Source organism: Mucilaginibacter sp. (genome assembly GCF_025362475.1).
Lineage (GTDB): Bacteria > Bacteroidota > Bacteroidia > Sphingobacteriales > Sphingobacteriaceae > Mucilaginibacter.
In genome coordinates this window covers 21,795-43,827 of the sequence record NZ_JANYGH010000038.1, presented here as the reverse complement: position 1 = coordinate 43,827, position 22,033 = coordinate 21,795, and the positions used below count along the sequence as shown (strand labels likewise).

Below are 22,033 nucleotides of genomic sequence, written 5' to 3'. Positions count from 1 at the left end.
CGCTAACTTGTTAAAGTTTTTTAAAAAGTATTTCATTTTACTTGTAATATGAATAGATGATTACCAAACCCGCCGACGCCTTAATTACAAAACTCACGCAGGGTGATGCCCGGGCGTTTGAAGTTTTATTTAAACTTCATTACACCCGCCTTACCCTTTTTGCCAATCGTTTTGTGAATGACCTGTCGGTTGCCGAAGAGATAGTGGCTGATGTATTTACTGATTTGTGGGAGAAGGGGCACGAGGTTACTTTTTCAACATCGGTAAGTTCATATCTATATAAGATGGTGCAAAACCGCAGCCTTAATTATTTAAAGCACCAAAAGATAGAGAACCTATACGTTAGCTACCTTGAAAAAAATGACCTGTTTGATGAAGTGCGCAGCACTGTAGAAAATGGCTACGAAGAAAAGGAGCTGGCTCGCCAGATAAAAGCTGCCATTAACACCCTCCCCGAAAAGTGCCGCGAAATTTTTGTACTGAGCCGCTTTAGCGATATGAAGTATAAAGAGATTGCCAGCCAGCTTAATATTTCGCCCAAAACTGTAGAACGCCAGGTAAGTATCGCCCTTGAAAAGCTAAGGCAAACGCTGAAGCATGTGAGTTATTTGTTGTTTTTTTGAGGGGATCCGATAGTGATAGATTTTAGCCCTTGAATGTTCGAAAGGTTAAAAGGAGCAGGAGGATGTGCGATTCCTTCCTCGGGGAAGGAGGAGGTAGGGGTTTGACCAGCCATTCACTGCCGCATTTCTCGTCGCTTTTAGAAACCCCTCCCTGCATTTGCGCACATTCCCAACCGCACCCCTCCCGTTGGGAGGGAATAAAAAAGCTTTCGAACACTTCTGGCTTAAAAACCCATCGCCATAGGGCAGAGGCTGTAAGTTCTACCTACAGCCCCATTTCCTTCTTCAAAAACTGGCCAGTAAAGCTATCTTTCACCTTGCACAAACCTTCGGGAGTGCCGCTGAAAAGGATTTTTCCACCGCCAGAGCCGCCTTCGGGACCAAGGTCAATTACGTGATCAACCACTTTAATTACATCCAGGTTGTGTTCTATAACCAAAACCGTGTTGCCTTTATCAACCAATTGATAAAGTACGCCCAACAGCACGTTGATATCTTCAAAATGCAGACCGGTTGTTGGTTCATCCAATATATAAAAAGTATTACCTGTGTCTTTTTTTGATAGTTCGGTAGCCAGCTTAACACGCTGTGCCTCTCCACCCGATAAGGTGGTTGATGCCTGGCCCAACGTAATATAGCCCAACCCCACATCAAACAAGGTTTTTATTTTACGATAGATGGCCGGGATATGTTCAAAAAATGGGGTGGCATCTTCAATGCTCATATCCAGTACATCGCTGATGGATTTGCCGCGGTAACGTACTTCCAGCGTTTCGCGGTTGTAACGGCGACCGCCGCATTCTTCGCAAGGCACCTGTACATCTGGTAAAAAGTTCATCTCTATCACTTTCATACCGGCACCCTGGCAGGTTTCGCACCTGCCACCTTTTACGTTGAACGAGAAACGCCCGGGTTTATACCCCCTGATCCGCGACTCGGGCAATGCAACATACAGGTTACGAATATCCGAGAACACACCGGTATAAGTAGCCGGATTTGAGCGTGGCGTACGCCCGATAGGTGTTTGATCTATCTCGATCACCTTATCAATATTTTCCAGGCCCTCAATTTTATCATAAGGCAGCGGATGTTTTTTAGCCCTGAAAAAATGATGGTTCAAGATAGGGTATAAAGTTTCGGTAATTAAGCTTGATTTACCACTACCCGATACGCCTGTAACGCCAATAAGTTTACCCAACGGAAAATCAACCGATACCTTTTTAAGGTTATGACCGGTTGCTTTTTTAAGGCTTAAGGTTTTGCCGTTACCCTCTCTCCTCTTTTCGGGCACAGCGATAGAACGCTCGCCATTAATATAGGAGGTTGTGAGCGTATGCTCTTTCATTAGTTCGGCAGGGGTTCCTTGTGCAACTATCTGCCCGCCGTGTACTCCGGCTGCCGGGCCCATATCTATCACATGGTCGGCTTCCAGTATCATATCTTTATCGTGCTCAACCACCAAAACGGTGTTACCCAGGTCGCGCAGGTTTTTGAGGGCATTTATTAAACGCTCATTATCGCGCTGATGCAAACCGATACTTGGCTCATCCAAAATGTACATTACGTTCATCAGCTGCGAGCCAATTTGTGTGGCCAGCCTGATGCGCTGTGCCTCGCCGCCAGAAAGTGTTTTGGCCGTACGATCGAGCGTTAAATAACTCAGCCCTACATCCAGCAGAAACACGATTCGTGCTCTAATTTCTTTCAATATCTCTTTGGCTATAACATTCTGGCGTTCGGTAAGCCTGTCTTCCAGCCCGTTGAACCATTCCTGCAGATGATTGATATCCATGCAGGCCAACTCAAATATGTTTTTGTTATCTACCTTAAAATGTAACGACTCTTTTTTCAACCTTGCACCTTCACAAACGGGGCAGGTTTTAAGCACACGATAGTTTTCCATATCGTCCATACCCTCATCATTACGGCGTTCCTGCTGCTCTTCAAGCATACGCACTATACCATCAAAAGTGATGGAGTAGCTTTGCACATTCCACTTGTTGTATTCAACAGAAACATTAATCGTATCGGGCGCACCGTTCAGGATGATATCCAGGTGATCGCGACTTAGTTTTTCTATCGGTGTAGTTAACGAAAACTCATATTTTTTTGCCAAGGCTTTCAATACCTGGAAAATCCAGGTTTCGCGGTATTCCCCTATCGGCGCCAAACCACCATTCATGATGGTAAGCTTTGGGTTAGGAATAACCGAAGCTTCATCAACCTCAAAAATATACCCCAGGCCATTACATTTTTCGCAGGCGCCATAAGGCGAGTTGAATGAAAATGTATTGGGCTGCGGCTCATCATATGAAATACCCGAAACCGGATCCATCAAATATTTACTGTAATAGGCTACATTACCATCTTTATCGCCCACCCTAATGATGCCCTTGGCAATTTTTAACGCGGTTTGTACAGAGGTGTATAAACGCTTGCTATCTTTTTCTGTTACAACCAGCCTATCCACCACAATATCAATATCATGGATCTTGTACCTATCCACCTGCATCTTAGGTTCCACATCGGCCATTGCGCCATCAATCCAAACCTTAAGGTATCCCTGTTTACGTATGGATTCAAATAATTCGCGGTAATGACCTTTACGTGCCTTTACCACCGGGGCCAGTATATTAACCGGCTCGCCGTCAAATTTTTCGGTAATGGTTTTCAGGATCTGATCTTCAGACATGCGCTCCATTTTCTCGCCGGTAGTATAGGAATAAGCATCCCCGGTACGGGCAAACAGCAAACGCATAAAATCGTAGATCTCGGTAATGGTACCTACGGTTGATCGTGGGTTTTTACTGGTGGTTTTTTGCTCAATAGCAATAACCGGACTAAGGCCAGATACTTTATCTACATCCGGCCGTTCCATACCACCCATAAACTGACGGGAGTATGCCGAAAACGTTTCCATATAACGGCGCTGCCCCTCGGCATAAATGGTATCAAATGCCAGTGATGATTTACCGCTGCCACTTAAACCGGTAATTACCACCAGCTTGTTGCGCGGAAAAGAAACATCAATATTTTTTAAGTTATGTACCCGGGCTCCGTAAACTTCAACTTCACTTTGCTCGCCCAGATCAACAGTTTTTGTAATCATATATTAAGGATGATTTAGTGAATTAGCGGGTTAGTGATTTTTAAGACCAATTAGAAAAAACCTTTGCCAATCTTAAACAGGAGAAGCAAAAAAAAAATCACCAAATCACTAATTCAGTAACGCACTAATTAGCCCGCAAATATACGCAAAAAAGGCCGACCTTCCAGCTGGGAAGGTCGGCCTCAAAGTGCTCCGTAGTGTAATCTTTAATTAATTATGACATTGACAGTCAATATCAATTAAATGCCAGCAGTTGTGTTGGCTGGGTAATATTAATGTAGTTTTTATACCCAAACTTTTTAGGCTGCTCAATAATTGCTTTCATGGCAATAAGCTTGTAAACATATGAACCGGTTTCGCGGTTCAGGCTCATGCGGAAATAATTATCTTCGTTTTGCTTGTTGATGGCTTTAGCTAATTTAATAGAGCCATTGTTGTAAGCAGCGGCAGCCAATGTCCAGCTGTTAAATTCACCGTATAGTTCTTTAATATACTTGCAGGCCGCAATTGTTGATTTGCGAACGTTCTGCCGTTCATCAACCCCATGACCTACCTTTAAGCCGTAGGTACGCGCGGTGCCTGCCATAAATTGCCATAAACCCGATGCTCCTTTGGAAGAAGTGCCCGATTTAAGACCCGACTCCACAAGCGGAATGTATTTAAAATCATCAGGAATACCGTAAAACTTCAATATAGGCTCAATAATAGGGAACAGTACTTCGGCCTTACGATGCAGCAAGGTTGATTGTACATTCTTAAAAGCATGTTGTCTGAGCGATTTATTGAGTTTGAAAGTAACCCTGGCATCATTAACAGGTAAAGCTTCGGCTGCAAAATTATAGGCAGCGGTATTGCTTTTAATAAAAATAAATTTCGAGGTTCGATCGCTTAATCGTGCCGGTTTTGCAACCGATTCAGTAATTGTTGTACTGAAGATATTAAGCATGGAAATGAGAACCAGCACCAGCGTTACGGAGCACGTAAGTAAGTGTTTTTTAATCATTTCTTTTTTTATCATTAACTATACATTAGGTAAAATGTGCTGCAAAGGTAGGTCATACGATTCACATAATCAAATACTTAGCTTTTTGCTAACTTTTTTAGTGTTGGTTTTCGGTTCAAAAACCGGGTTTAAAACTGTTTAAACCCAGTTTTTGAACCGCAATATTTTTTTGAAATTTTTGATTAGTTTTTGCCAAAAAAGCGTAACTTTGACCCTCACGCTGCGAAAGCGCTAAACAAAAAAATATGGTATTTAAGAGACCAACAGGTAGTCGCGACGACAAGCCGGGAAAAGCAACAGGTAGAAACTCTACCGGCAGAAGTTCAAGAAGTGATGATCAACCCAAAAGATCATCATCCGCTTCAAAAGGCAAGGCCACTCCAAACGGAGATAAAAAGAAATTAACCCGCCCGGAAAAACCTTTCCAAAGCAACAGGTTCAGTGACGACAAGCCCAAAAGCAGTTTTAGGGACGGTGCTTCATCTGGCGATAAAAAATCATCTACAAGATCAAGGCCATATTCTGGCCGCCCAACATCCGGCGATAGCGATAAACCTAAAAGCAATTTCAGGGACGGCGCTTCATCTGGTGATAAAAAAAGTTTTTCGCCACGCAGCAAGCCATACTCTGGCAGGCCATCATCTGGTGATAGCGACAGGCCGCAAAGAAACTTCGGTGCAAGTTCTGGTCCAAGTGAAAGAAAACCTTACTCCGGCAGACCATCATCCGGCGAAGGCGAAGAAAGACCTAAAAGAAACTTCGGCGCAAGTTCTGGCCCGAGTGAAAGAAAACCTTACGCTGGCAGACCATCATCCGGCGAGGGCGAAGAAAGACCAAAAAGAAGCTTCGGCGCAAGTTCTGGTCCAGGCGAAAAGAAACCATACTCTTCTCCACGTACGCGTAAATCAAATACAGATTTTGGCGATAAGCCTAAAAGAAGCTTCGGCGCGGATAAAGGTGGCGAAGGTAAATTTGGTGCAGGAGCAGAAAGATCAACAGAGAAAAAATTTGGCGACAGGCCAGCCGATGGCGGATTTAAAAAACGCGAAGGCAGTTTCTCTAAAGATAAACCAGCTTACAACGCCGACAGGCCGCAACGCAAGCCGGTATATGATAAAATAACTAAAGATCTTGACGCGCCCGCAAAAACCATGCGTGGTCGTAAAAAACCTGCAGAAAGCAAAACTAAGGACGACGGACTTATCCGCCTTAACCGTTATATTTCAAATGCAGGTATTTGCTCACGCCGTAAGGCCGATGAGCTGATCATTGCCGGTGTGGTATCGGTAAATGGGGTGGTAGTTGATGAGTTGGGTGCTAAAATTGATCCCATGAGAGATGAGATCAAATACAATGGCTCAACCCTGCGCCGCGAAAAAATGGTTTACGTATTATTAAATAAACCAAAAGACTATATAACTACTACAGAAGATCCGCAGGAACGCCGTACGGTGATGCACCTGGTTGAAAAAGCAACTAAAGAACGCATTTACCCAATTGGCCGTTTAGACAGGAATACCACAGGCTTGTTGTTAATGACCAACGATGGCGAACTGGCCGATAAACTTTCGCACCCGCGCAGTAACATCAGCAAACTGTACCAGGTTGAACTAAGCAAAAGCTTATCACAAGGCGACCTTAACAAGATCATCTACGGCGTTGAGCTGGAAGACGGTTTAATAAAACCCGATTCGGTATCATACGTAGCCGGTGGCTCAAAAAGAGAAGTAGGTATACAGATACACAGTGGCAAAAACCGTGTGGTACGCCGCATTTTTGAAAGCCTTGGTTACGAAGTTGTAAAACTGGACAGGGTGGTTTATGCCAACCTTACCAAAAAGGACCTTCCGAGAGGCCGCTACCGCCATTTGGAAGAAAGTGAGATCATCCAGCTTAAACACCTGATAAAATAATAATAAAATGCCTCGTTAACCAACGGGGCATTTTTTTTGCCGATTTTGTTAACTTGCGTTCCTTAATCAATTCTTACCCATATGAAAAAAGTCCTTTTGATCATAGCGATGCTATCGCCGCTGCTTAATTTCGCCCAGGATAAAAAACTAATCCCCAAAACCTTTGATCTTGTTGTGGGCACCTACACCACCGGCACAAGTAAAGGTATTGTGGTTTACCGTTTTTATACCCAAAGTGGTAAGCTGGCTTATTTAAGCCAGGTAGACGGTGTAACCAATCCATCCTATTTAACGCTAAGTAAAAACAACAAATTTATTTATGCGGTAAACGAGGTGACCAAAGGTGAGGTAAGCTCATTTACATTTGATGCTAAAACCGGCAGAATGGATTTTATCAATAAGCAATCATCCTTAGGAGCCGATCCATGTTATATCGCTGTTGATAAGGCACAAAAAAATGCTTTTGTGGCTAACTATTCAAGCGGACAGGTTACGGTATTGCCTATAAATAAGGACGGTTCATTGGCTAATGGCAGTGAAACTGTGCGTAATGATGGGCATGGACCAAACAAAGAGCGCCAGGAAGGGCCGCATGCGCACATGAGCATCCTATCGCCAGATGAAAAGTATTTGTTTTATAATGACCTTGGCACTGATAAGATAAACATCTACCGCTATCGCGCTGGTAAAGAGTCGCCATTAACAGCTGCCAATCCTGCTTTTGTTAGTGTTACCCCCGGCAGCGGTCCCCGCCACCTGGAGTTTTCGGCTGATAAAAAACGTGTTTACCTGGTAACTGAAATGGGATCAAATATTTTTGTATTTGATTATGATAACGGCAAGTTTAAACAAAAACAGGTAATAACCTTATTGCCCGATGGCTTTACAGGCAAAACAGCGGCAGCAGCTATCCACATATCTCCGGATGGAAGATTTCTTTATGCCTCAAACCGTTTAGAAACTAACGAGATCAGTTGCTATGCTGTAAACCAGGAAACTGGCGAACTTACATTTGTATCACGCCAGTCAACCTATGGCAAAAACCCGCGCGATTTCGCTATAGATCCTTCAGGGAATTATCTGGTTGTAGCCAACCAGGGCAGCGACAATATGTTTGTATTTAAAATAGATCAAAATACAGGTAAATTACAACAAACAGGTATTAAGATAGACATTGGAAACCCGGTTTGCCTGAAGTTTACTTCAGCTGAATAACAGGTGAAAGGCGAAAGGTAAAAAGCGAAAGGTAAAAGGTCTTTTAGGGATGTAAGGATTTGATGGGCAAAGGATAAAAGACGCAGCTACAGATTGCTTCATATAAAAGTAAAAAGGGTAAAGGCATAAGTGAATCACATCACCTTTCGCCTTTACCCTTTTATTTTGACCTAAAAAAAGGAGAACCTTTGACCTTTCTCCTTTTACCTTTCGCCTTTAACCTAAAGAGATTACGGATTTTTAGTAAACGAATAAATGATATATCCTGTTCCGCCACCTACGGTAACCGGTGATTTAAGCGTCATGGCCGAGCCATCATTGTTTCCTATATCTAAGCGGAAGCCTTCTGCTACGTTTTTGGCTTTATCGCCTTCAAATATTTTTTTGAACTGGAATTGTGTACCTGTTGTTCCGCCGTTAAAAACCGACCAAAATATGGTTTGTGATGTACCATTAGCCAGCGTATAGATGCCGTTACCACTATTGGTTAGTTTCCAGGTGCTACCAACAAATGCTTCCGGGGCAGCCTGGTCAAACACGTTTTGAACCGCATTTTGAACCAAACCATCGTATTTCACATTATTAAGCGTCCACGTGCCAACAAATTTGCCGCGGGATACATTGGTTGAAACTGTGTTTTTTGTAGATGAACAGGCTGATAATACAAAAATGAGAGATAGAATTGCAATCGGGGTTTTAAGTAACTTTTTCATGACAGTAGTTTATTTAAATGCTCATTAGCATAAATCCTGCCAAAACGCTTAACTCACTTCAATACTTTTTAATTTAAAGCTTTTTTTAATCTCCAGTAAACGTTCATTAATTGAAGCGCTAACCTGATCCGCTTCTTTTACTTTCTTCAGGCTTTTTGCAAAACGATAATCGGTATCTGTTGAAAAGAAGCTACGTCTTATTTGAGTTATTATTTTCATGAGGCGTTCGGTATACTGCCTATTTACGTATTAATGGCGTAAAGGTTACATGAAAATTAATCATAGCTTAATATTCTACCTGGTGCTTAAAAAATTAACCAGTAGTTCCATCGCCTTAGCGCGGTGGCTGATTTGATTTTTCGCATCCATGCTCATTTCGGCAAAGGTGATATTGTAACCATCCGGCTCAAATATAGGGTCGTATCCAAAACCATCGCTACCACTGGGCGCGGTGCGGATAGTACCCTCTACCGTGCCGTCAAAAAAATGCTCCTCTCCGTTCCAGATCAGCGATATTACCGTGCGGAAACGGGCCTTGCGGTTGGTTTCGCCTTCCAGGTTATCCAAAACCTTTTTAATATTAGCCGCATGGTTACCATGCTCGCCCGCGTAACGTGCAGAATATACTCCGGGCTGGCCATTAAGGGCATCTATCTCCAGGCCGCTGTCATCCCCAAAACAGTCCAGGTTATATTTTTTATAAATGAACTGGCTTTTTATCGAAGCGTTCTGTTTAAAAGTAGTGCCTGTTTCTTCAATATCATCATAGCAGCCAATATCATTAAGGGTAAGCAGTTCAATTTTACCATCTATTTTGGCAGCTACCTCATCAAGCTTATGGCGGTTATTGGTTGCAAATACTAATTTGTGCATGTTTTCAGATTATTGACAAAGGATTAAAGACAAAGGACTTTGATTTGATGATTTGAAAATGAAGCCCGGTTTCAAGGGGTAATTCCCGCATCTTCAAATTCTTTAAGAAGCTGTTAAAAATAGAGAAAAAGATTGCAATGACGGGTGGCTAAATGCCTCATTAGAAGTATAAAAACATTATTGAATCAAATTTAAATAGCTTCTAATCTTCAAATTATAGTGTTCTCATTTGTTCCCAAAAGGCTTTTTTATGATCAACACTGTCCATCATATCGCCAAAGGCAAAACTATATAGGCCGGTAAAACTACCTAATGATTTGGGGGTATTTAATACCAATGGCGGAATACCTTGTGGCAGGGCTTTATTTCCCAATACCAACAATTTTGTGGGCTTAAAAAACTTTAGCAATTCATCATAATGAGTATTCACCTGCTTAGCCAGGTTAACAATGGCCAAATCATCAACAGCAAGGTCCTTTCTTTTAATGATACTGGTAAGCGCGGTTAAGTGCGCCTCATCAATAAATTCCAAATCGGGGTAATGCACCAGCACCAGAAAGCTCTTTAAATTTTTCCCCAGATAATTAAAACTAACGGGCAGCGTTTTTACTTCGGGTTGTAACGCTGCTATTACCGGTTCAGGTTGCCTGGCTATTGGCATCGCCTCCGTAATTATAGGCGTGGCTTCTTCCGCTATTGGTGCGGCCACAGCTATATTTTCATATAGTGGCTTATCGGTATTTAGCAGATAAAGCTCATCCTGTAAAATAAAGCGCAGGGCAACCGGGTTTTCAACTTTCACTTTAACAAATTTTAACCAAAAGTAGTTAAACGGTTTCAAGCATTATAACCATATTAGCACAATTATAGCAAACTGTGTTTTATTGAAATTAATTGTACAGCTATAATTAATAAATTTTACCGAAATTTGAAGTTTTAACGGATGCATTTAATCCGTTTTATTTAGTACATAAGCATTACATGAGAAAGTTAGGGTTATTAGTTTTAAGTTTTATTTCTATTATATCAGTTACCAGGGCACAGGTAAAAGCAGATTCGGCCAAAACTGCAAAGGCCGATACTACTACCACAGCAAGAACACCAGGCAAAACGCTGGATAAAATTGCAGCCATTGTTGGTAACAGCCCCATACTACTATCCGATATTGAACAACAATACGCCCAATATCTGGTACAGGGCATGCAGCCAAACCCAGATATGAAATGCCGCATACTGCAATCATTATTAACTCAAAAACTGTTGGCCCAGCAAGCTATTATTGATAGTATTGATGTTAAAGACGATGATATTGACGCCAGTGTTGACCGCCGTATGCGCGAAATGATGCAACGTGCCGGAGGCCAGGATAAACTGGAAGGCTTTTTAGGCCGTTCGCTTATCCAATATAAGGATGAAATACGCCCCGACATGAAAGAGCAAATGATTGCTCAAAAAATGCAGTCAAAAATTACCGAAAAACTGAATGTTACCCCTCAGGATGTTAAAGATTATTTCAATACCATTCCGAAAGATAGTTTACCATCATTTAATAAAGAGGTAGAGATTGGCGAGATAGTTTTTCAGCCCAAATTGAATAAAGAAGAAAAGGAATTATATAAGCAAAAGGCCGAAGAACTGCTGGCCAGGGTTAAAAAAGGAGAAGACTTCGGCACTTTAGCAAGGCTTTACTCACAGGATCCACAATCTGCAGTTGAGGGTGGCGACCTTGGTTTTGCCGATCGTACCATATTTGTAAAAGAGTTTACCGCCAACGCTTTTAAACTTAAAGCAGGGCAACTATCACCCGTATTTGAAACCGATTTTGGATTTCACTTTTTGCAGGTTATTGAACGCCGCGGAGAGCAGGTACACGTAAGGCATATATTAATCTCGCCTGCTATAACCCAGGCCAGTTTGGATAGAGCTAAAACCAAAGCTGATAGCATTTATACGCTGATACTGGCAAACAAAAAAACATTCGACTTTTCGGCTGCTGCAGCCTATTATTCAGATGATAAGGAAACTAAATTCAATGGTGGTATGATGCTTAATGCCGAAAACGTGCAAAACCGCTCAACCTTTATCCCTACCGATAAGCTTGACCCTAAAGTTGCACTTACTATTGATACCATGAAAGTTGGCAGCATTTCAAAACCGGATTTGTTTACCGGCGCCGATGGCAAAAAGAGTTACAAAATTTTATATTTGAAATCAGCTACCGATGCGCACAAGGCAAACCTGGCACAGGATTTTCCTAAATTAAAGGAGTTTGCTTTTGAGGATAAAAACAGCAAAACGGTAAACAAATGGTTTGATAAACGCCGCAAGGAAACTTTTATTAAAATTGACAAGGAATACCAAACCTGCGATATCCTGAAAAAATGGGTAACAACACCAACAAGTACAAGCGCCCAAACTAAATAACACCCAATCTATGCCACACCGTTCTGATGTTGAAGCAGCCGATGCTTTAAAGCTTGCTTACCAGCAAATACGATCCGAAATTGGAAAAGTAATCATTGGGCAGGACGAGGTGGTAAAATTTGTGCTGATATCTATTTTCAGCAACGGGCATTGTTTACTGGTAGGCGTGCCCGGCCTTGCTAAAACCTTGTTGGTGCAAACCGTATCGCAGGTACTCGACCTGGATTTTAAACGCATCCAGTTTACACCCGATCTGATGCCATCAGACATCATCGGCTCAGAAATTTTAGGCGAAGACAGGAATTTTAAATTTATACCCGGCCCCGTTTTCAGTAACATCATCCTGGCCGATGAAATAAACCGTACCCCGCCAAAAACACAGGCTGCCTTACTGGAAGCCATGCAGGAAAAAGCGGTTACCGCCGCCGGTATAACACATAAGCTTGCAAAACCTTTTTTTGTACTGGCTACCCAAAACCCCATTGAGCAGGAAGGAACCTATCCGCTGCCCGAGGCACAGCTTGACAGGTTTATGTTTAACGTTGCATTAGATTATCCCTCATTTAAAGAGGAATTGCAGGTTGTTAAAAACACCACAAGCACATTAAAGGTGGACGTTAAAAAAATACTGAACGCCGAGCAGATCACTTACTTTCAGCAATTGGTGCGCAACATCCCGGTTACCGATCACGTGATGGAATACGCCGTAAAGCTGGTATCAAAAACCCGTCCCAATACTGAGTTTGCCACACCACACATCAACCGTTTACTTACCTGGGGTGCCGGTCCGCGCGCATCACAGTTTTTAGTTTTGGGCGCCAAATGCCATGCTGTTATCAACGGAAAATATTCACCTGATATTGAAGATGTACAGGCCGTTGCCAAACCTATTTTAACCCACCGCATTGTACGCAGCTACCATGCCGAAGCAGAAGGACTATCGGCTGCTGACATTATTGAGGGGTTGTTTTAACTGAACCTTACCCATGCAAACATTATTACAGCTACAAAACGGCGAACTAAAAGGAGCCGTTTCGTTGTCGCTCGCCGAAGGGCTTTCTTCTTTTCCGGAAGAAATATTTGAACTGGCAGATACGCTGGAAACGCTTGATCTTTCGCGGAATAACCTTAGCTCATTCCCCGCAGATTTTGGCCGGCTTAAAAATCTGAGAACCCTTTTCTGCTCAGAAAATTCATTTACCATTTTACCCGAAGTTTTAGCCGATTGTCCGCTGCTGGATATTGTTGGGTTTAAAGCAAACCAAATAACAACTGTACCGGCAAGGTCTCTTAACCCCAATCTGCGCTGGCTGATACTTACCAATAACAACATTACAAAACTACCCGCCGACATAGGTAATTGCACAAGAATGCAAAAGTTAATGCTTGCCGGTAATAAGTTAACAACGTTACCCCAGGAACTTAGCCGCTGTAGTAACCTGGAGCTTTTACGAATCTCGGCCAATCAGCTAAGTAGTATGCCCGAGTGGCTTTTACATATGCCGAAGCTATCGTGGCTTGCGTTTTCAGGAAACCCATTTAGCGAAAAACCTGTTGTGAAACCACTTGTTTTGATCAACTGGCATGATTTAGAGATCAATTATAAGCTTGGAGAAGGCGCATCGGGCATTATATCCAAGGCAACCAGGCAACTGGCGGGCCAAATAGAAGAAGTAGCCGTAAAAACCTTTAAAGGCTCAGTCACCAGCGATGGATTGCCGGAAGATGAGATGGATGCCTGTATTACCGCAGGAGTTCATCACGGATTGGTAAAACTAATTGGCCAGATAACAGCCCATCCCGAAGGTAAAAAAGGTTTAGTTATGGGTTTGATCCCCTCATTTTTTTATAACCTCGGTTTACCCCCCAGTCTGCAAAGCTGCACCAGGGATGTTTTTAAGGAAAATATGGCCCTTTCTGTTCTGCAAATACTGAAAATAGCCAGTACCATTGCCTCAGTTGCTGTTCAATTACATGATAGAGGCATTATGCACGGTGATATGTACACCCATAATACCTTAATAGATGATGAAGGAAATACTTTATTTGGCGATTTTGGGGCCGCTACCTTTTACAATAAAACAGATAACAAAATAGCATCAGCACTTGAGCGGCTTGAAGTGAGAGCTTATGGCTGCCTGCTTGATGATCTGCTTAGCCTTAATAAGGAAGCAAAAAGTGATGAAAATTTAATAAAGATCGCCGGTATCAGGGATGCTTGTATGGCGGCAGATGTTTCATCCAGACCCGGCTTTCGATTCTTGGAACATCAATTACTGCAATTACAATGAGATTATCTAAAATTGGGCTTTAACTAACAAATTCTTGTCCCCCGGCTTTTATGGTAACCGGGGGAGATATTTCTCTATTGCTCAAACATTGCCAACATATTGTTTATCGCATTGGCCGAGTGTAATGATGCGGTTGATTCCAGCGTTATCCTTCCAACATCAGCAAATCTTGCGCACATTTGTTTTTCATAACTTGCAATAGCCTTTTGCATATCAGTAAATGCCGGGTTGGTTAAACATTCGCTTAATTCCAACGCATCCAACATTGCCATATTTACACCTTCTCCGGCATAAGGTGGCATCCAATGGGCGGCATCGCCCAGCATGGTTATATTGGGTATTGTTTCCCAGCTTTGATCTAAGGGCATACAATATTGCGGCCTCACAATAAAACTTGTTTTATCATTTTCAAACAATTCGAGCCAAACACTGCCCCATTCAGAAAATTCCTTTTTAAACCAGGTCAGCATTTCTACATTGTCTTTAAAATCTATTCCACTTTCACGAAACCAAAATTCATCCGTTTTACAACCTGTAGCAAATCCCAGGCTACCATCGCCTTTTGAACTTACAATTAAAGATTTTTCATTTCCAAAAGCAAAAATTTTCCCGCCCTTAAGCAGTTCGTGAATTTTCGGCGTTATTTTTTCCGAATCGCTTACAAATCCCTCTACCATTGTGATACCTACATAAAAAGGTTTTACGGCAGTTATGTATGAACGAATTTTAGAATTAGCGCCGTCTGCAGCAATTACAATATCTGCCATAGCTGATTTTCCATTTTGAAACTCAAGCTTCCAGGAATCGTTAACCGGCTCAAGTGATACAATATGGCTGTCCCAAACAACAGTGCCCGGTTTTAATGATGCTAATAAAATATCCCTTAACGGGCCCCGGTCAATTTCCGGTCTAAACCATTCATTTCCGAATGCTTCAACTGTTTCATATACGTGTTGATCAAACACAATATTTGCCTTATTATCTACGATGCGGATTTTGTCTGCTCCTGGTCTGTAATTGGCTTTAAAAGCCTCCATTAATCCCGCTTTCTTTAAAGCTGCTAATCCAGATTCCTCGTGAAGGTCAAGAGCACCACCCTGCACCCGTACATGCTTATTTAAGTCTCTTTCATATACTTTCACATCTGCACCGTTCATTTGTAAAAGCCGAGCAAGTGTTAATCCGCCGGGGCCACCACCAACAATTGATATTTTTTTGTTTTCAATTAACATATTTTAAATATTAGTTTTCTCAATCATCTTACGCGTTATGCTTATTAAGACGATTGAGAAAAGAAAATACTTTAAATTTTATTCTCCTTCCATAAAAAACCTGAAATGTTAAATATTATAATTTAACATTTTCCATACACCTCATTTCATTAAATATTCATTTATTCCCCATAACTTTATCAAATGTCATCCCATCATATTGTTCGCGAAAAACAGGAGCCTGCATTACTGGTGCTGGGGATAGATAATTTTGAGGAAGAACTGCTGGGCCAACTACTGGAGTGGAGCCCAACGGTGATCACGATACCCGATACTGCCGAAAAGCTAAACAGTTTTGGGATCAAGGTAGATTGGATAGTTAGCTATGGAGATGAGGTGATCCAGCAATCGGATATCAAACTGATACCGGCGGCAAATGATAGCCTGGCCGTTACAGCATTGAAGTTCCTTACGGCTAATAGCTATCCGGCGGTGAACATTATTACTGACGAGTTGGCATTAGACGATTTTTTGCCCTATGCTGATAAAATTAACCTGGTTATTTTTAACAACCGGCAAAAAATTTATCCCGTTACATCGGGCTTCAGCAAATGGAAACCGGCCGGCGAGCAAATTGAGTTATTAACATTACCTAATACACTGCAATACAAAGGCTTGCAAAACACCGGGCAAGGACTTTATAAAACCACCGGTGACGGTTTTTTTAGCCTGCAGTTTGAAGAGCCTTTTTTGCTGATTGCCGAGGCTTTAAATTGATAAGCTCAGTGTAATAAAAACGGCTTTTTAGGGTTGTTGTTAAGGTGAAATTTATATTGGTGTGCTTTTTGTATTATGTTGTAAATAATTATTAAATATCAATTAAACCGTTTAAACATTCTTTAGTCTATACTTATATATCATCAGCAAAATACCTGCTGAACAGTTAAAAAACTTTCGATCATGAAAAGGACATATAAAAATTTATTTTCATTCGCTATAGCAGGCCTGTTGAGCTTGCCTTTAGCTTTTACAGCAAATGCACAGCATAGAGGCGGCGGTGGTGGCGGAAGCAGCAGCGGAGGTGGCGGCGGTTCAAGATCTGGCGGCGGTGGCGGCGGAAGTGTTGGCGTTTCCCGTTCTTCAGGTGGCGGCAACGTAGGTGTTGCCCGTCCTTCATTTAATGGTGGCGGCGGCAGTGGTCAGCGGTCAGCTATAGCCCCGGTATCCCGTGGCTTTAGCGGCAATGGTAATGTAACCCGTGGTAATGTAAATGTAGCCCCTCAGCGTGGCTATGGCAACAGGACAAATAGCGTAGCTGTAGCTCCTCAACGCAGTAGCATAAACGGGGGCGGACAACGCGTTTACAGCGGTACCCGTAGCTATAACAGTGTTGACAGGCGCGCTTATAATGGCGGCCGTGGTTCTTACTACAATGGCGCTAACGGATACGGCAACAGGGTTTATGCAAATGGTTACCGGTACGGCGGCCGTGGTGGATATTTTGGAAGCCATGGATACTACCCATATCACAACTATTATAACTCATACTATTATCCACGTATTGGTTTCAGCATAGGATTTTTGCCTTTCGGCTATTATCCATTCTGGTACGGCGATTATCAATATTACTATAGCGATGGTTTATACTACCGTCAATATAATGATCAATATACTGTTGTTGAACCACCTATAGGTGCCGAAGTTAAAAACCTGCCATCAGATGCCAAGTCTATCAGCATTAATGGCGAGCAGTATTATGAATCAAACGGTGTATACTATCAACCATATACCAAGGATGATGGTACACAGGTTTATGTAATTGCAGGTAAAGATGGCGAGTTAAATACCGATAATGGCGGCAATGGTGATGTTCAACAAGGCCCGCAAATAGGTGATATTGTTAACCAGTTACCTGATGATTGCAGAAAAATAAAGATCAATGGCGAAAAGCTGTTTGTTTCTCCCGATGGCTTCTACTATCAGGAAAGTAAAAATAATAATGGTGATACCGTTTACAAAATTGTAGGTACACCATCTGACGAGCCGGATCAACAATAATAAATTCAATTCAATTTTTTTTATGCAGGCGCAGGCTGTTTCAGTAATGAAGCGGCCTGCTTTGTTATTGGCCAATACTGAGCAATTCGGCGGAACATCCTGTTATTTAATTGGGGCTCATTAAACGCTATAAAAGTATTAATGGCATACCCGGTAAATAGCTATTTTTACCATACCCCATTGCATATTACCGAGCATGAAATATTTAACAGCTTTATTCCTTATTATATTGTCAATAAGCGCGCAGGCGTCGCCGGCCGATTCCCTCACGCTGTACCGGGCCGATAACCCCCTCATTCAGTATGTTGGCAGGGTTGATCTGTCAAACCCATTAAGGCCAAGAATGTGGTCGCCTGGTGTATATATCAAGGTGCGCTTTAGAGGCCGTAAATGCCAGTTACTTATCAACGATCAGGAGATGTATGGCAAAAGCCATAACTACCTGGAGATTGCCGTTGATAACAAAAACCCTTATCGTATACAAACCACAGGTAAAACCAATGTGATCACTATAGCCGATGGATTGGATGAAGGTATCCACACTGTGTTGATCTGTAAAGACACCGAATCAATGATCGGGTTTATTGATTTCCTTGGCATCCGCTGCAACAAGCTGTTAGCAACATCAAAGGCAAAGCATAAAATAGAGTACATCGGCGATTCTATCACCAGTGGTGCAGGCATGGATCAATCGCTAGTACCTTGCGATAAAGGCGAGTGGTACGATCAACACAACGCCTATATGAGCTATGGGCCAACCACATCGCGTAATTTAAACGCCGACTGGCAGCTTACCTCGGTAGCCGGTATTGGCCTTGTACATAGCTGTTGCAATATGAACGTAGTCATGCCACAGGTATTTGATAAAGTATACCTCCGTAATGATTCCTTAGCATGGGATTTTAAGCGCTATCAGCCAGATTTGGTTACTATTTGCCTGGGGCAAAACGATGGCGTACAGGACTCGGCCTTGTATTGTGGCGCCTACCTTCAATTTATTGGTACTATAAGGCAAAGGTACCCCAGGGCCGATATTGTTTGCCTAACCAGCCCAATGGCAGATGGCAAGCTAACAGATGCCCTGCAACGTTATATTAAAGCAATTACAGCCTATGCGAATGCCAACGGCGATAAAAAGGTATATAAATACTTTTTCTCTCGCAGGTATTATAACGGCTGCGGTACCCATCCCGATCTTGACGAACACCAGCTTATTGCCGGTGAATTAACAGCCTATTTAAAAAAGCTGAAGGGATGGTAATAAACCCATCAACAGAGAAAGATTCAGAACAGGCACACTTTTATTTTACAAACCCATACCCAAACTATCATAAAACACGTTGCTTTGTAATAAAATAAGGCATCTATGAGCAGTATTCTACATATCCTTAATGGCGATTCTACATTATACGGTTTCAATCAAACCGGACTTGATGGCGATGTAATGGTTTGGCGCGAAGTATTATCCGAGGGGCCATTGCAGGAAAATATTTCATCGGCAAGTTTCTGGACAGCGCGCTCCGAATGGATCAGTAAAACATTTAATGAGCCTGTTGAAGATTATCAGCATAAAATGATTGAAGAACTGGGCAAGTTGAACGGATCTTATGAGGAGATTAACCTCTGGTTTGAGTTCGACCTGCATTGCCAGGTAAATCTATTGGGGGTGATGCAAATGTTAAATCAGCAAACCAATATGTCATTGCCGGCGGTATACCTTATTTGCCCGGCATGTTATCCGGGAATAGATGATTTTAGGGGGATGGGTGAGTTAAACGGCGATCAGCTGGAAGACCTTTATGACAGCAGGGAGCAGCTAAGTGAATGGGAATTTGAACTTGCCGCCGAGGCCTGGCCATTGTATGTAAACAGCAGTGCTGATGATCTGCAGCTATGGCTTGATGAAAACTCGTTTTGGGGAATATTGCACCTGCTTAAGCCTGCCCTGCAAGCCCATATAAAAAGGTTGCGAACCAATGCAGAGGGTCTGAATTACATTGAACAAAAGCTATTGGATATTTATAACAGCGGCATCAAAACCAAAATTGAAATATACCAGGCCTTTTGGTCTACAGAAAAAATTTATGGTATGGGCGATTCGGAAATTGATATTTATCTTAACCGCCTTAAACAAAAGCAACTTATTGAACTATAATAATGACTAACACCTATATTATCAGCGGCGCTGGCAGCGGCATAGGCAGAGCCATCACTCAAAAACTGGCTAATGATGGTCACAATTGTGTTTTACTTGGCCGCAATGCCGATAAGCTGCAAGAAACTTTATCAACGCTGCCCAAAGGAGAGCACCTGATCCTTATTGCAGATATAGCCAATAAGGAACGCTTAGCTAATGCACTGACGCAATTAGGAGATACTGCTGTAAACGGCCTTATAGCGAACTCTGGCATTGGCGGCGAAAACTACTGGGGCAACGATGACCGGTGGGGAGATATTATTAACACCAACCTTACCGGCACTTACAACTTTGTAAATACTTTTTTGCCTGCCCTGCAAGCATCAGGGAATAATAAACATATCCTCATTACTTCATCGGTATTGGCCAGGTTGGGTGTGGCCAATTATTCGGCCTACTGCGCATCAAAAGCGGGCTTACTTGGTTTGATGCGTTCATGGGCAATACAGTTTGCCCCACAGCAAATATTGGTAAATGCTATTTGCCCCGGTTGGGTTGACACAGAAATGTCGCAAAACGGATTGCAGGGTATTGCCGATGGCATTGGCATCAGCAAACAGGAGTTTTATGAAATAGCCATGCAAAGCGTACCGCTAAAACGCATGAGCCAACCAGAAGAGGTTGCTAACCTGGTTGCATACCTGCTAAGCCAGCAAAGTATAACCGGCCAAAGCCTGGATATCAACTGCGGAGCTATAATGAACAGTTAAACATTAAGGTACCGTGACCGCTATGGTAGGCGATCGTTCACTCTCATTCTTCATTCTGTCAAGTGCCGTCACAACATAAAAATACGTCTTGCCTTTTTGAACCGTATTATCCTCATAGGTAAGGTTAGTATTGTAGATGATCTTCAGGATGTTTTTCGGGTCGTCGATATTTATTTTCTCATTATCATTCTCAAACCGGTATATCACGTAGCCATACACCGCTTCTTCATCCTTAGCAAGCGTAGGTGTAAGCCACTTTACCATAACGCTGTTTTTATTTACAATCGGCCGGACGGTAACATTTTGCGGGGCATTAGGAGCAACAGAATCGCGCCAAAGCATAACGGGGGGCAACGCCGGGTACCTGTAATAATTGTTCCGCAAAGAATCGGTAATACCAAGCGGATTATTGGTAAGCGAACTGGAGCTGAAATAAACACTTCCCTGCACCCGCGGGTTATTCCTGATCATGTTGATCTGTTCGGGCACCTGGCCGGGGTTTTTAAAGGCTGCAGTTTTACGCTCATTAATGCGGTAAGCCGCCTGCCCTATGTACAAATGCCGGCCGAAGGTATTATCGCTCCACCAGTTTAACAATTTATCAAAAGCTGCCGCCCGGTTGCCTATAGGCCAGTACAATTGTGGGTTTATATAATCAACCCATCCTTCTTTGATCCACTCGCGTGAGTCAGCGTAGTTTTCATAATAGGATGATCCTCCGTTGGTTTCAGATCCCTCATCATTCTGCGATTTATTAGCCCAGATGCCAAATGGGCTTACACCAAATTTAATGTCCGGGTCATGCGCATGCACGCTATCGCCAATCATCTTTATTAACAAATCAACATTATGACGGCGCCAATCTTTTACATTATCATATCCTTCGCCGTATTTGGCATAGGAGGCGTCATCGTTTATTTTTTGCCCGGCAATAGGGTATGGATAAAAATAATCATCCATATGTACGCCGTCGATATCATAATTATCAACCACATCCAATATCACCTGTACAATATAATCGCGCACTTCCGGCAAACCCGGATTAAATGTTTTGATACCACCATAGGTAAAAAACCACTCCGGTTTTATTTTAGTAATATGCTGCGGGCTAAGTGCCGCAAAATTACCATCAAAAGTTGCTCTGTAAGGATTAAACCAGGCATGCAGTTCCATTCCGCGTTTGTGGGCTTCGGTAATAGCAAACTCCAGCGGGTCATATGCAGGGCTGGGTCCCTGTCCCTGTTTGCCCGTTAAATATTTTGACCAGGGCTCGCGGCTTTTCGCGTAAAAAGCATCGGCAGCAGGCCTTACCTGCAGCATAATGGCATTGATGCCGGTTTCCTGGTGCGAGTTTAATATATCAATCAGTTGTTGCTTTTGCTTTTCGGATGTGAATTTGGCACTGGTTGGCCAGTCGATGTTTACTACGGTTGCTACCCACACCCCTCTAAATTCGCGTTTGGGTTCGGTCTTAGCTGCTACAGGCGCATTTGTTGGTTCAGCCGGTTGTGCCTTAACGCTTATAACAATAAACAGGGTGGCTATCAATAGTAAAAACGGGCGGTATATATGCATTAAACCTAATTAATTAAAGATGCAAAGATATAAAACTCATATGGTAGGGGTTTTATTATACTATATAAATTTGTCCTCATATTGCGATTTTGGCTTATTGTACTTATTTTTATCCTTT

Annotated in this window: 19 protein-coding genes; 11 read left to right on the top strand and 8 right to left on the bottom strand. The window is 42.5% G+C overall.

All coding sequences use genetic code 11. The features are described from left to right. Nucleotides 1–56: 56 nt before the first annotated feature. On the top strand, nucleotides 57–623 hold the full coding sequence (locus Q0R88_RS13470; protein ID WP_295716863.1) for an RNA polymerase sigma-70 factor: 567 nt from the start codon (nucleotides 57–59) through the stop codon (nucleotides 621–623). A gap of 265 nt (nucleotides 624–888) precedes the next feature. Here the strand turns inward: Q0R88_RS13470 and uvrA are convergent, their stop codons facing one another. Together uvrA and Q0R88_RS13460 are read right to left on the bottom strand one after the other, a co-directional pair. Then, nucleotides 889–3,732, bottom strand: coding sequence for an excinuclease ABC subunit UvrA (gene uvrA / locus Q0R88_RS13465; protein ID WP_295716861.1), 2,844 nt, complete (start codon nucleotides 3,730–3,732; stop codon nucleotides 889–891). A gap of 235 nt (nucleotides 3,733–3,967) precedes the next feature. Next, complete coding sequence (locus Q0R88_RS13460) at nucleotides 3,968–4,750, bottom strand: lytic transglycosylase domain-containing protein (protein ID WP_295716859.1); 783 nt, start codon at nucleotides 4,748–4,750, stop codon at nucleotides 3,968–3,970. Nucleotides 4,751–4,980: 230 nt separating this feature from the next. Here Q0R88_RS13460 and Q0R88_RS13455 point away from each other — a divergent pair, with 230 nt between their 5' ends. Both Q0R88_RS13455 and Q0R88_RS13450 read left to right on the top strand, forming a co-directional pair. Then, nucleotides 4,981–6,648, top strand: coding sequence for a pseudouridine synthase (locus tag Q0R88_RS13455; protein WP_295716858.1), 1,668 nt, complete (start codon nucleotides 4,981–4,983; stop codon nucleotides 6,646–6,648). 81 nt (nucleotides 6,649–6,729) lie between these two features. Beyond that, nucleotides 6,730–7,863 (top strand): lactonase family protein, encoded by a 1,134-nt coding sequence (locus Q0R88_RS13450; protein ID WP_295716856.1) that lies wholly within the window; start codon nucleotides 6,730–6,732, stop codon nucleotides 7,861–7,863. Nucleotides 7,864–8,093: 230 nt separating this feature from the next. Here Q0R88_RS13450 and Q0R88_RS13445 read toward each other — a convergent pair whose 3' ends face one another. From Q0R88_RS13445 to Q0R88_RS13430, 4 genes are all read right to left on the bottom strand, one after another. Then, nucleotides 8,094–8,576: a hypothetical protein gene (locus Q0R88_RS13445; protein WP_295716854.1), complete on the bottom strand. Its 483-nt coding sequence runs from the start codon at nucleotides 8,574–8,576 to the stop codon at nucleotides 8,094–8,096. Between the two features lie 48 nt (nucleotides 8,577–8,624). Then, the gene (locus tag Q0R88_RS13440; protein ID WP_295716852.1) at nucleotides 8,625–8,795 is read right to left on the bottom strand and encodes a hypothetical protein; all 171 of its coding nucleotides are present in this window, start codon (nucleotides 8,793–8,795) and stop codon (nucleotides 8,625–8,627) included. A gap of 75 nt (nucleotides 8,796–8,870) precedes the next feature. Beyond that, nucleotides 8,871–9,449: a non-canonical purine NTP diphosphatase gene (locus Q0R88_RS13435; RefSeq protein ID WP_295716850.1), complete on the bottom strand. Its 579-nt coding sequence runs from the start codon at nucleotides 9,447–9,449 to the stop codon at nucleotides 8,871–8,873. Nucleotides 9,450–9,663: 214 nt separating this feature from the next. Continuing rightward, nucleotides 9,664–10,251 (bottom strand): hypothetical protein, encoded by a 588-nt coding sequence (locus Q0R88_RS13430; protein ID WP_295716848.1) that lies wholly within the window; start codon nucleotides 10,249–10,251, stop codon nucleotides 9,664–9,666. A 179-nt stretch (nucleotides 10,252–10,430) separates the two neighbouring features. Here Q0R88_RS13430 and Q0R88_RS13425 point away from each other — a divergent pair, with 179 nt between their 5' ends. The 3 genes from Q0R88_RS13425 to Q0R88_RS13415 are packed head-to-tail and all read left to right on the top strand — an operon-like array spanning nucleotide 10,431 to nucleotide 14,164. Continuing rightward, nucleotides 10,431–11,873 carry a peptidylprolyl isomerase gene (locus Q0R88_RS13425; protein WP_295716846.1) on the top strand — a complete coding sequence of 481 codons (1,443 nt, stop codon included), beginning with the start codon at nucleotides 10,431–10,433 and terminating at the stop codon, nucleotides 11,871–11,873. A 10-nt stretch (nucleotides 11,874–11,883) separates the two neighbouring features. Further along, the gene (locus Q0R88_RS13420) at nucleotides 11,884–12,846 is read left to right on the top strand and encodes a MoxR family ATPase (protein ID WP_295716844.1); all 963 of its coding nucleotides are present in this window, start codon (nucleotides 11,884–11,886) and stop codon (nucleotides 12,844–12,846) included. Nucleotides 12,847–12,859: 13 nt separating this feature from the next. Beyond that, nucleotides 12,860–14,164 carry a leucine-rich repeat domain-containing protein gene (locus tag Q0R88_RS13415; RefSeq protein ID WP_295716843.1) on the top strand — a complete coding sequence of 435 codons (1,305 nt, stop codon included), beginning with the start codon at nucleotides 12,860–12,862 and terminating at the stop codon, nucleotides 14,162–14,164. A 74-nt stretch (nucleotides 14,165–14,238) separates the two neighbouring features. On the opposite strand, the gene Q0R88_RS13410 is transcribed toward Q0R88_RS13415, so the two are convergent. Then, entirely contained in the window at nucleotides 14,239–15,396 is a 1,158-nt protein-coding gene (locus tag Q0R88_RS13410; RefSeq protein ID WP_295716841.1) for an NAD(P)/FAD-dependent oxidoreductase, read from the bottom strand. 183 nt (nucleotides 15,397–15,579) lie between these two features. Here Q0R88_RS13410 and Q0R88_RS13405 point away from each other — a divergent pair, with 183 nt between their 5' ends. The 5 genes from Q0R88_RS13405 to Q0R88_RS13385 all read left to right on the top strand — a co-directional run bounded on the left by Q0R88_RS13405 (nucleotide 15,580) and on the right by Q0R88_RS13385 (nucleotide 20,340). Next, nucleotides 15,580–16,152, top strand: a complete 573-nt coding sequence (locus Q0R88_RS13405) for a thiamine diphosphokinase (protein WP_295716839.1) — start codon at nucleotides 15,580–15,582, stop codon at nucleotides 16,150–16,152. 183 nt (nucleotides 16,153–16,335) lie between these two features. Continuing rightward, complete coding sequence (locus Q0R88_RS13400) at nucleotides 16,336–17,433, top strand: DUF6515 family protein (protein WP_295716838.1); 1,098 nt, start codon at nucleotides 16,336–16,338, stop codon at nucleotides 17,431–17,433. A 196-nt stretch (nucleotides 17,434–17,629) separates the two neighbouring features. Further along, nucleotides 17,630–18,694: an SGNH/GDSL hydrolase family protein gene (locus Q0R88_RS13395; protein WP_295716836.1), complete on the top strand. Its 1,065-nt coding sequence runs from the start codon at nucleotides 17,630–17,632 to the stop codon at nucleotides 18,692–18,694. 105 nt (nucleotides 18,695–18,799) lie between these two features. Continuing rightward, complete coding sequence (locus Q0R88_RS13390; protein WP_295716834.1) at nucleotides 18,800–19,588, top strand: DUF1835 domain-containing protein; 789 nt, start codon at nucleotides 18,800–18,802, stop codon at nucleotides 19,586–19,588. 2 nt (nucleotides 19,589–19,590) lie between these two features. Next, a complete protein-coding gene (locus Q0R88_RS13385; protein ID WP_295716833.1) occupies nucleotides 19,591–20,340 on the top strand; it encodes an SDR family NAD(P)-dependent oxidoreductase in 750 nt (249 codons plus the stop codon). A 3-nt stretch (nucleotides 20,341–20,343) separates the two neighbouring features. Here the strand turns inward: Q0R88_RS13385 and Q0R88_RS13380 are convergent, their stop codons facing one another. Then, the gene (locus Q0R88_RS13380; protein ID WP_295716831.1) at nucleotides 20,344–21,915 is read right to left on the bottom strand and encodes a family 10 glycosylhydrolase; all 1,572 of its coding nucleotides are present in this window, start codon (nucleotides 21,913–21,915) and stop codon (nucleotides 20,344–20,346) included. Nucleotides 21,916–22,033 lie beyond the last annotated feature (118 nt).

Bases quoted from the DNA above. Each gene is read 5' to 3' on its own strand.
- Q0R88_RS13470 (WP_295716863.1), top strand. From the start codon at position 57: ATGATTACCAAACCCGCCGACGCCTTAATTACAAAACTCACGCAGGGT.
- uvrA (WP_295716861.1), bottom strand. From the start codon at position 3,732: ATGATTACAAAAACTGTTGATCTGGGCGAGCAAAGTGAAGTTGAAGTT.
- Q0R88_RS13460 (WP_295716859.1), bottom strand. From the start codon at position 4,750: ATGATAAAAAAAGAAATGATTAAAAAACACTTACTTACGTGCTCCGTA.
- Q0R88_RS13455 (WP_295716858.1), top strand. From the start codon at position 4,981: ATGGTATTTAAGAGACCAACAGGTAGTCGCGACGACAAGCCGGGAAAA.
- Q0R88_RS13450 (WP_295716856.1), top strand. From the start codon at position 6,730: ATGAAAAAAGTCCTTTTGATCATAGCGATGCTATCGCCGCTGCTTAAT.
- Q0R88_RS13445 (WP_295716854.1), bottom strand. From the start codon at position 8,576: ATGAAAAAGTTACTTAAAACCCCGATTGCAATTCTATCTCTCATTTTT.
- Q0R88_RS13440 (WP_295716852.1), bottom strand. From the start codon at position 8,795: ATGAAAATAATAACTCAAATAAGACGTAGCTTCTTTTCAACAGATACC.
- Q0R88_RS13435 (WP_295716850.1), bottom strand. From the start codon at position 9,449: ATGCACAAATTAGTATTTGCAACCAATAACCGCCATAAGCTTGATGAG.
- Q0R88_RS13425 (WP_295716846.1), top strand. From the start codon at position 10,431: ATGAGAAAGTTAGGGTTATTAGTTTTAAGTTTTATTTCTATTATATCA.
- Q0R88_RS13420 (WP_295716844.1), top strand. From the start codon at position 11,884: ATGCCACACCGTTCTGATGTTGAAGCAGCCGATGCTTTAAAGCTTGCT.
- Q0R88_RS13415 (WP_295716843.1), top strand. From the start codon at position 12,860: ATGCAAACATTATTACAGCTACAAAACGGCGAACTAAAAGGAGCCGTT.
- Q0R88_RS13410 (WP_295716841.1), bottom strand. From the start codon at position 15,396: ATGTTAATTGAAAACAAAAAAATATCAATTGTTGGTGGTGGCCCCGGC.
- Q0R88_RS13405 (WP_295716839.1), top strand. From the start codon at position 15,580: ATGTCATCCCATCATATTGTTCGCGAAAAACAGGAGCCTGCATTACTG.
- Q0R88_RS13400 (WP_295716838.1), top strand. From the start codon at position 16,336: ATGAAAAGGACATATAAAAATTTATTTTCATTCGCTATAGCAGGCCTG.
- Q0R88_RS13395 (WP_295716836.1), top strand. From the start codon at position 17,630: ATGAAATATTTAACAGCTTTATTCCTTATTATATTGTCAATAAGCGCG.
- Q0R88_RS13390 (WP_295716834.1), top strand. From the start codon at position 18,800: ATGAGCAGTATTCTACATATCCTTAATGGCGATTCTACATTATACGGT.
- Q0R88_RS13385 (WP_295716833.1), top strand. From the start codon at position 19,591: ATGACTAACACCTATATTATCAGCGGCGCTGGCAGCGGCATAGGCAGA.
- Q0R88_RS13380 (WP_295716831.1), bottom strand. From the start codon at position 21,915: ATGCATATATACCGCCCGTTTTTACTATTGATAGCCACCCTGTTTATT.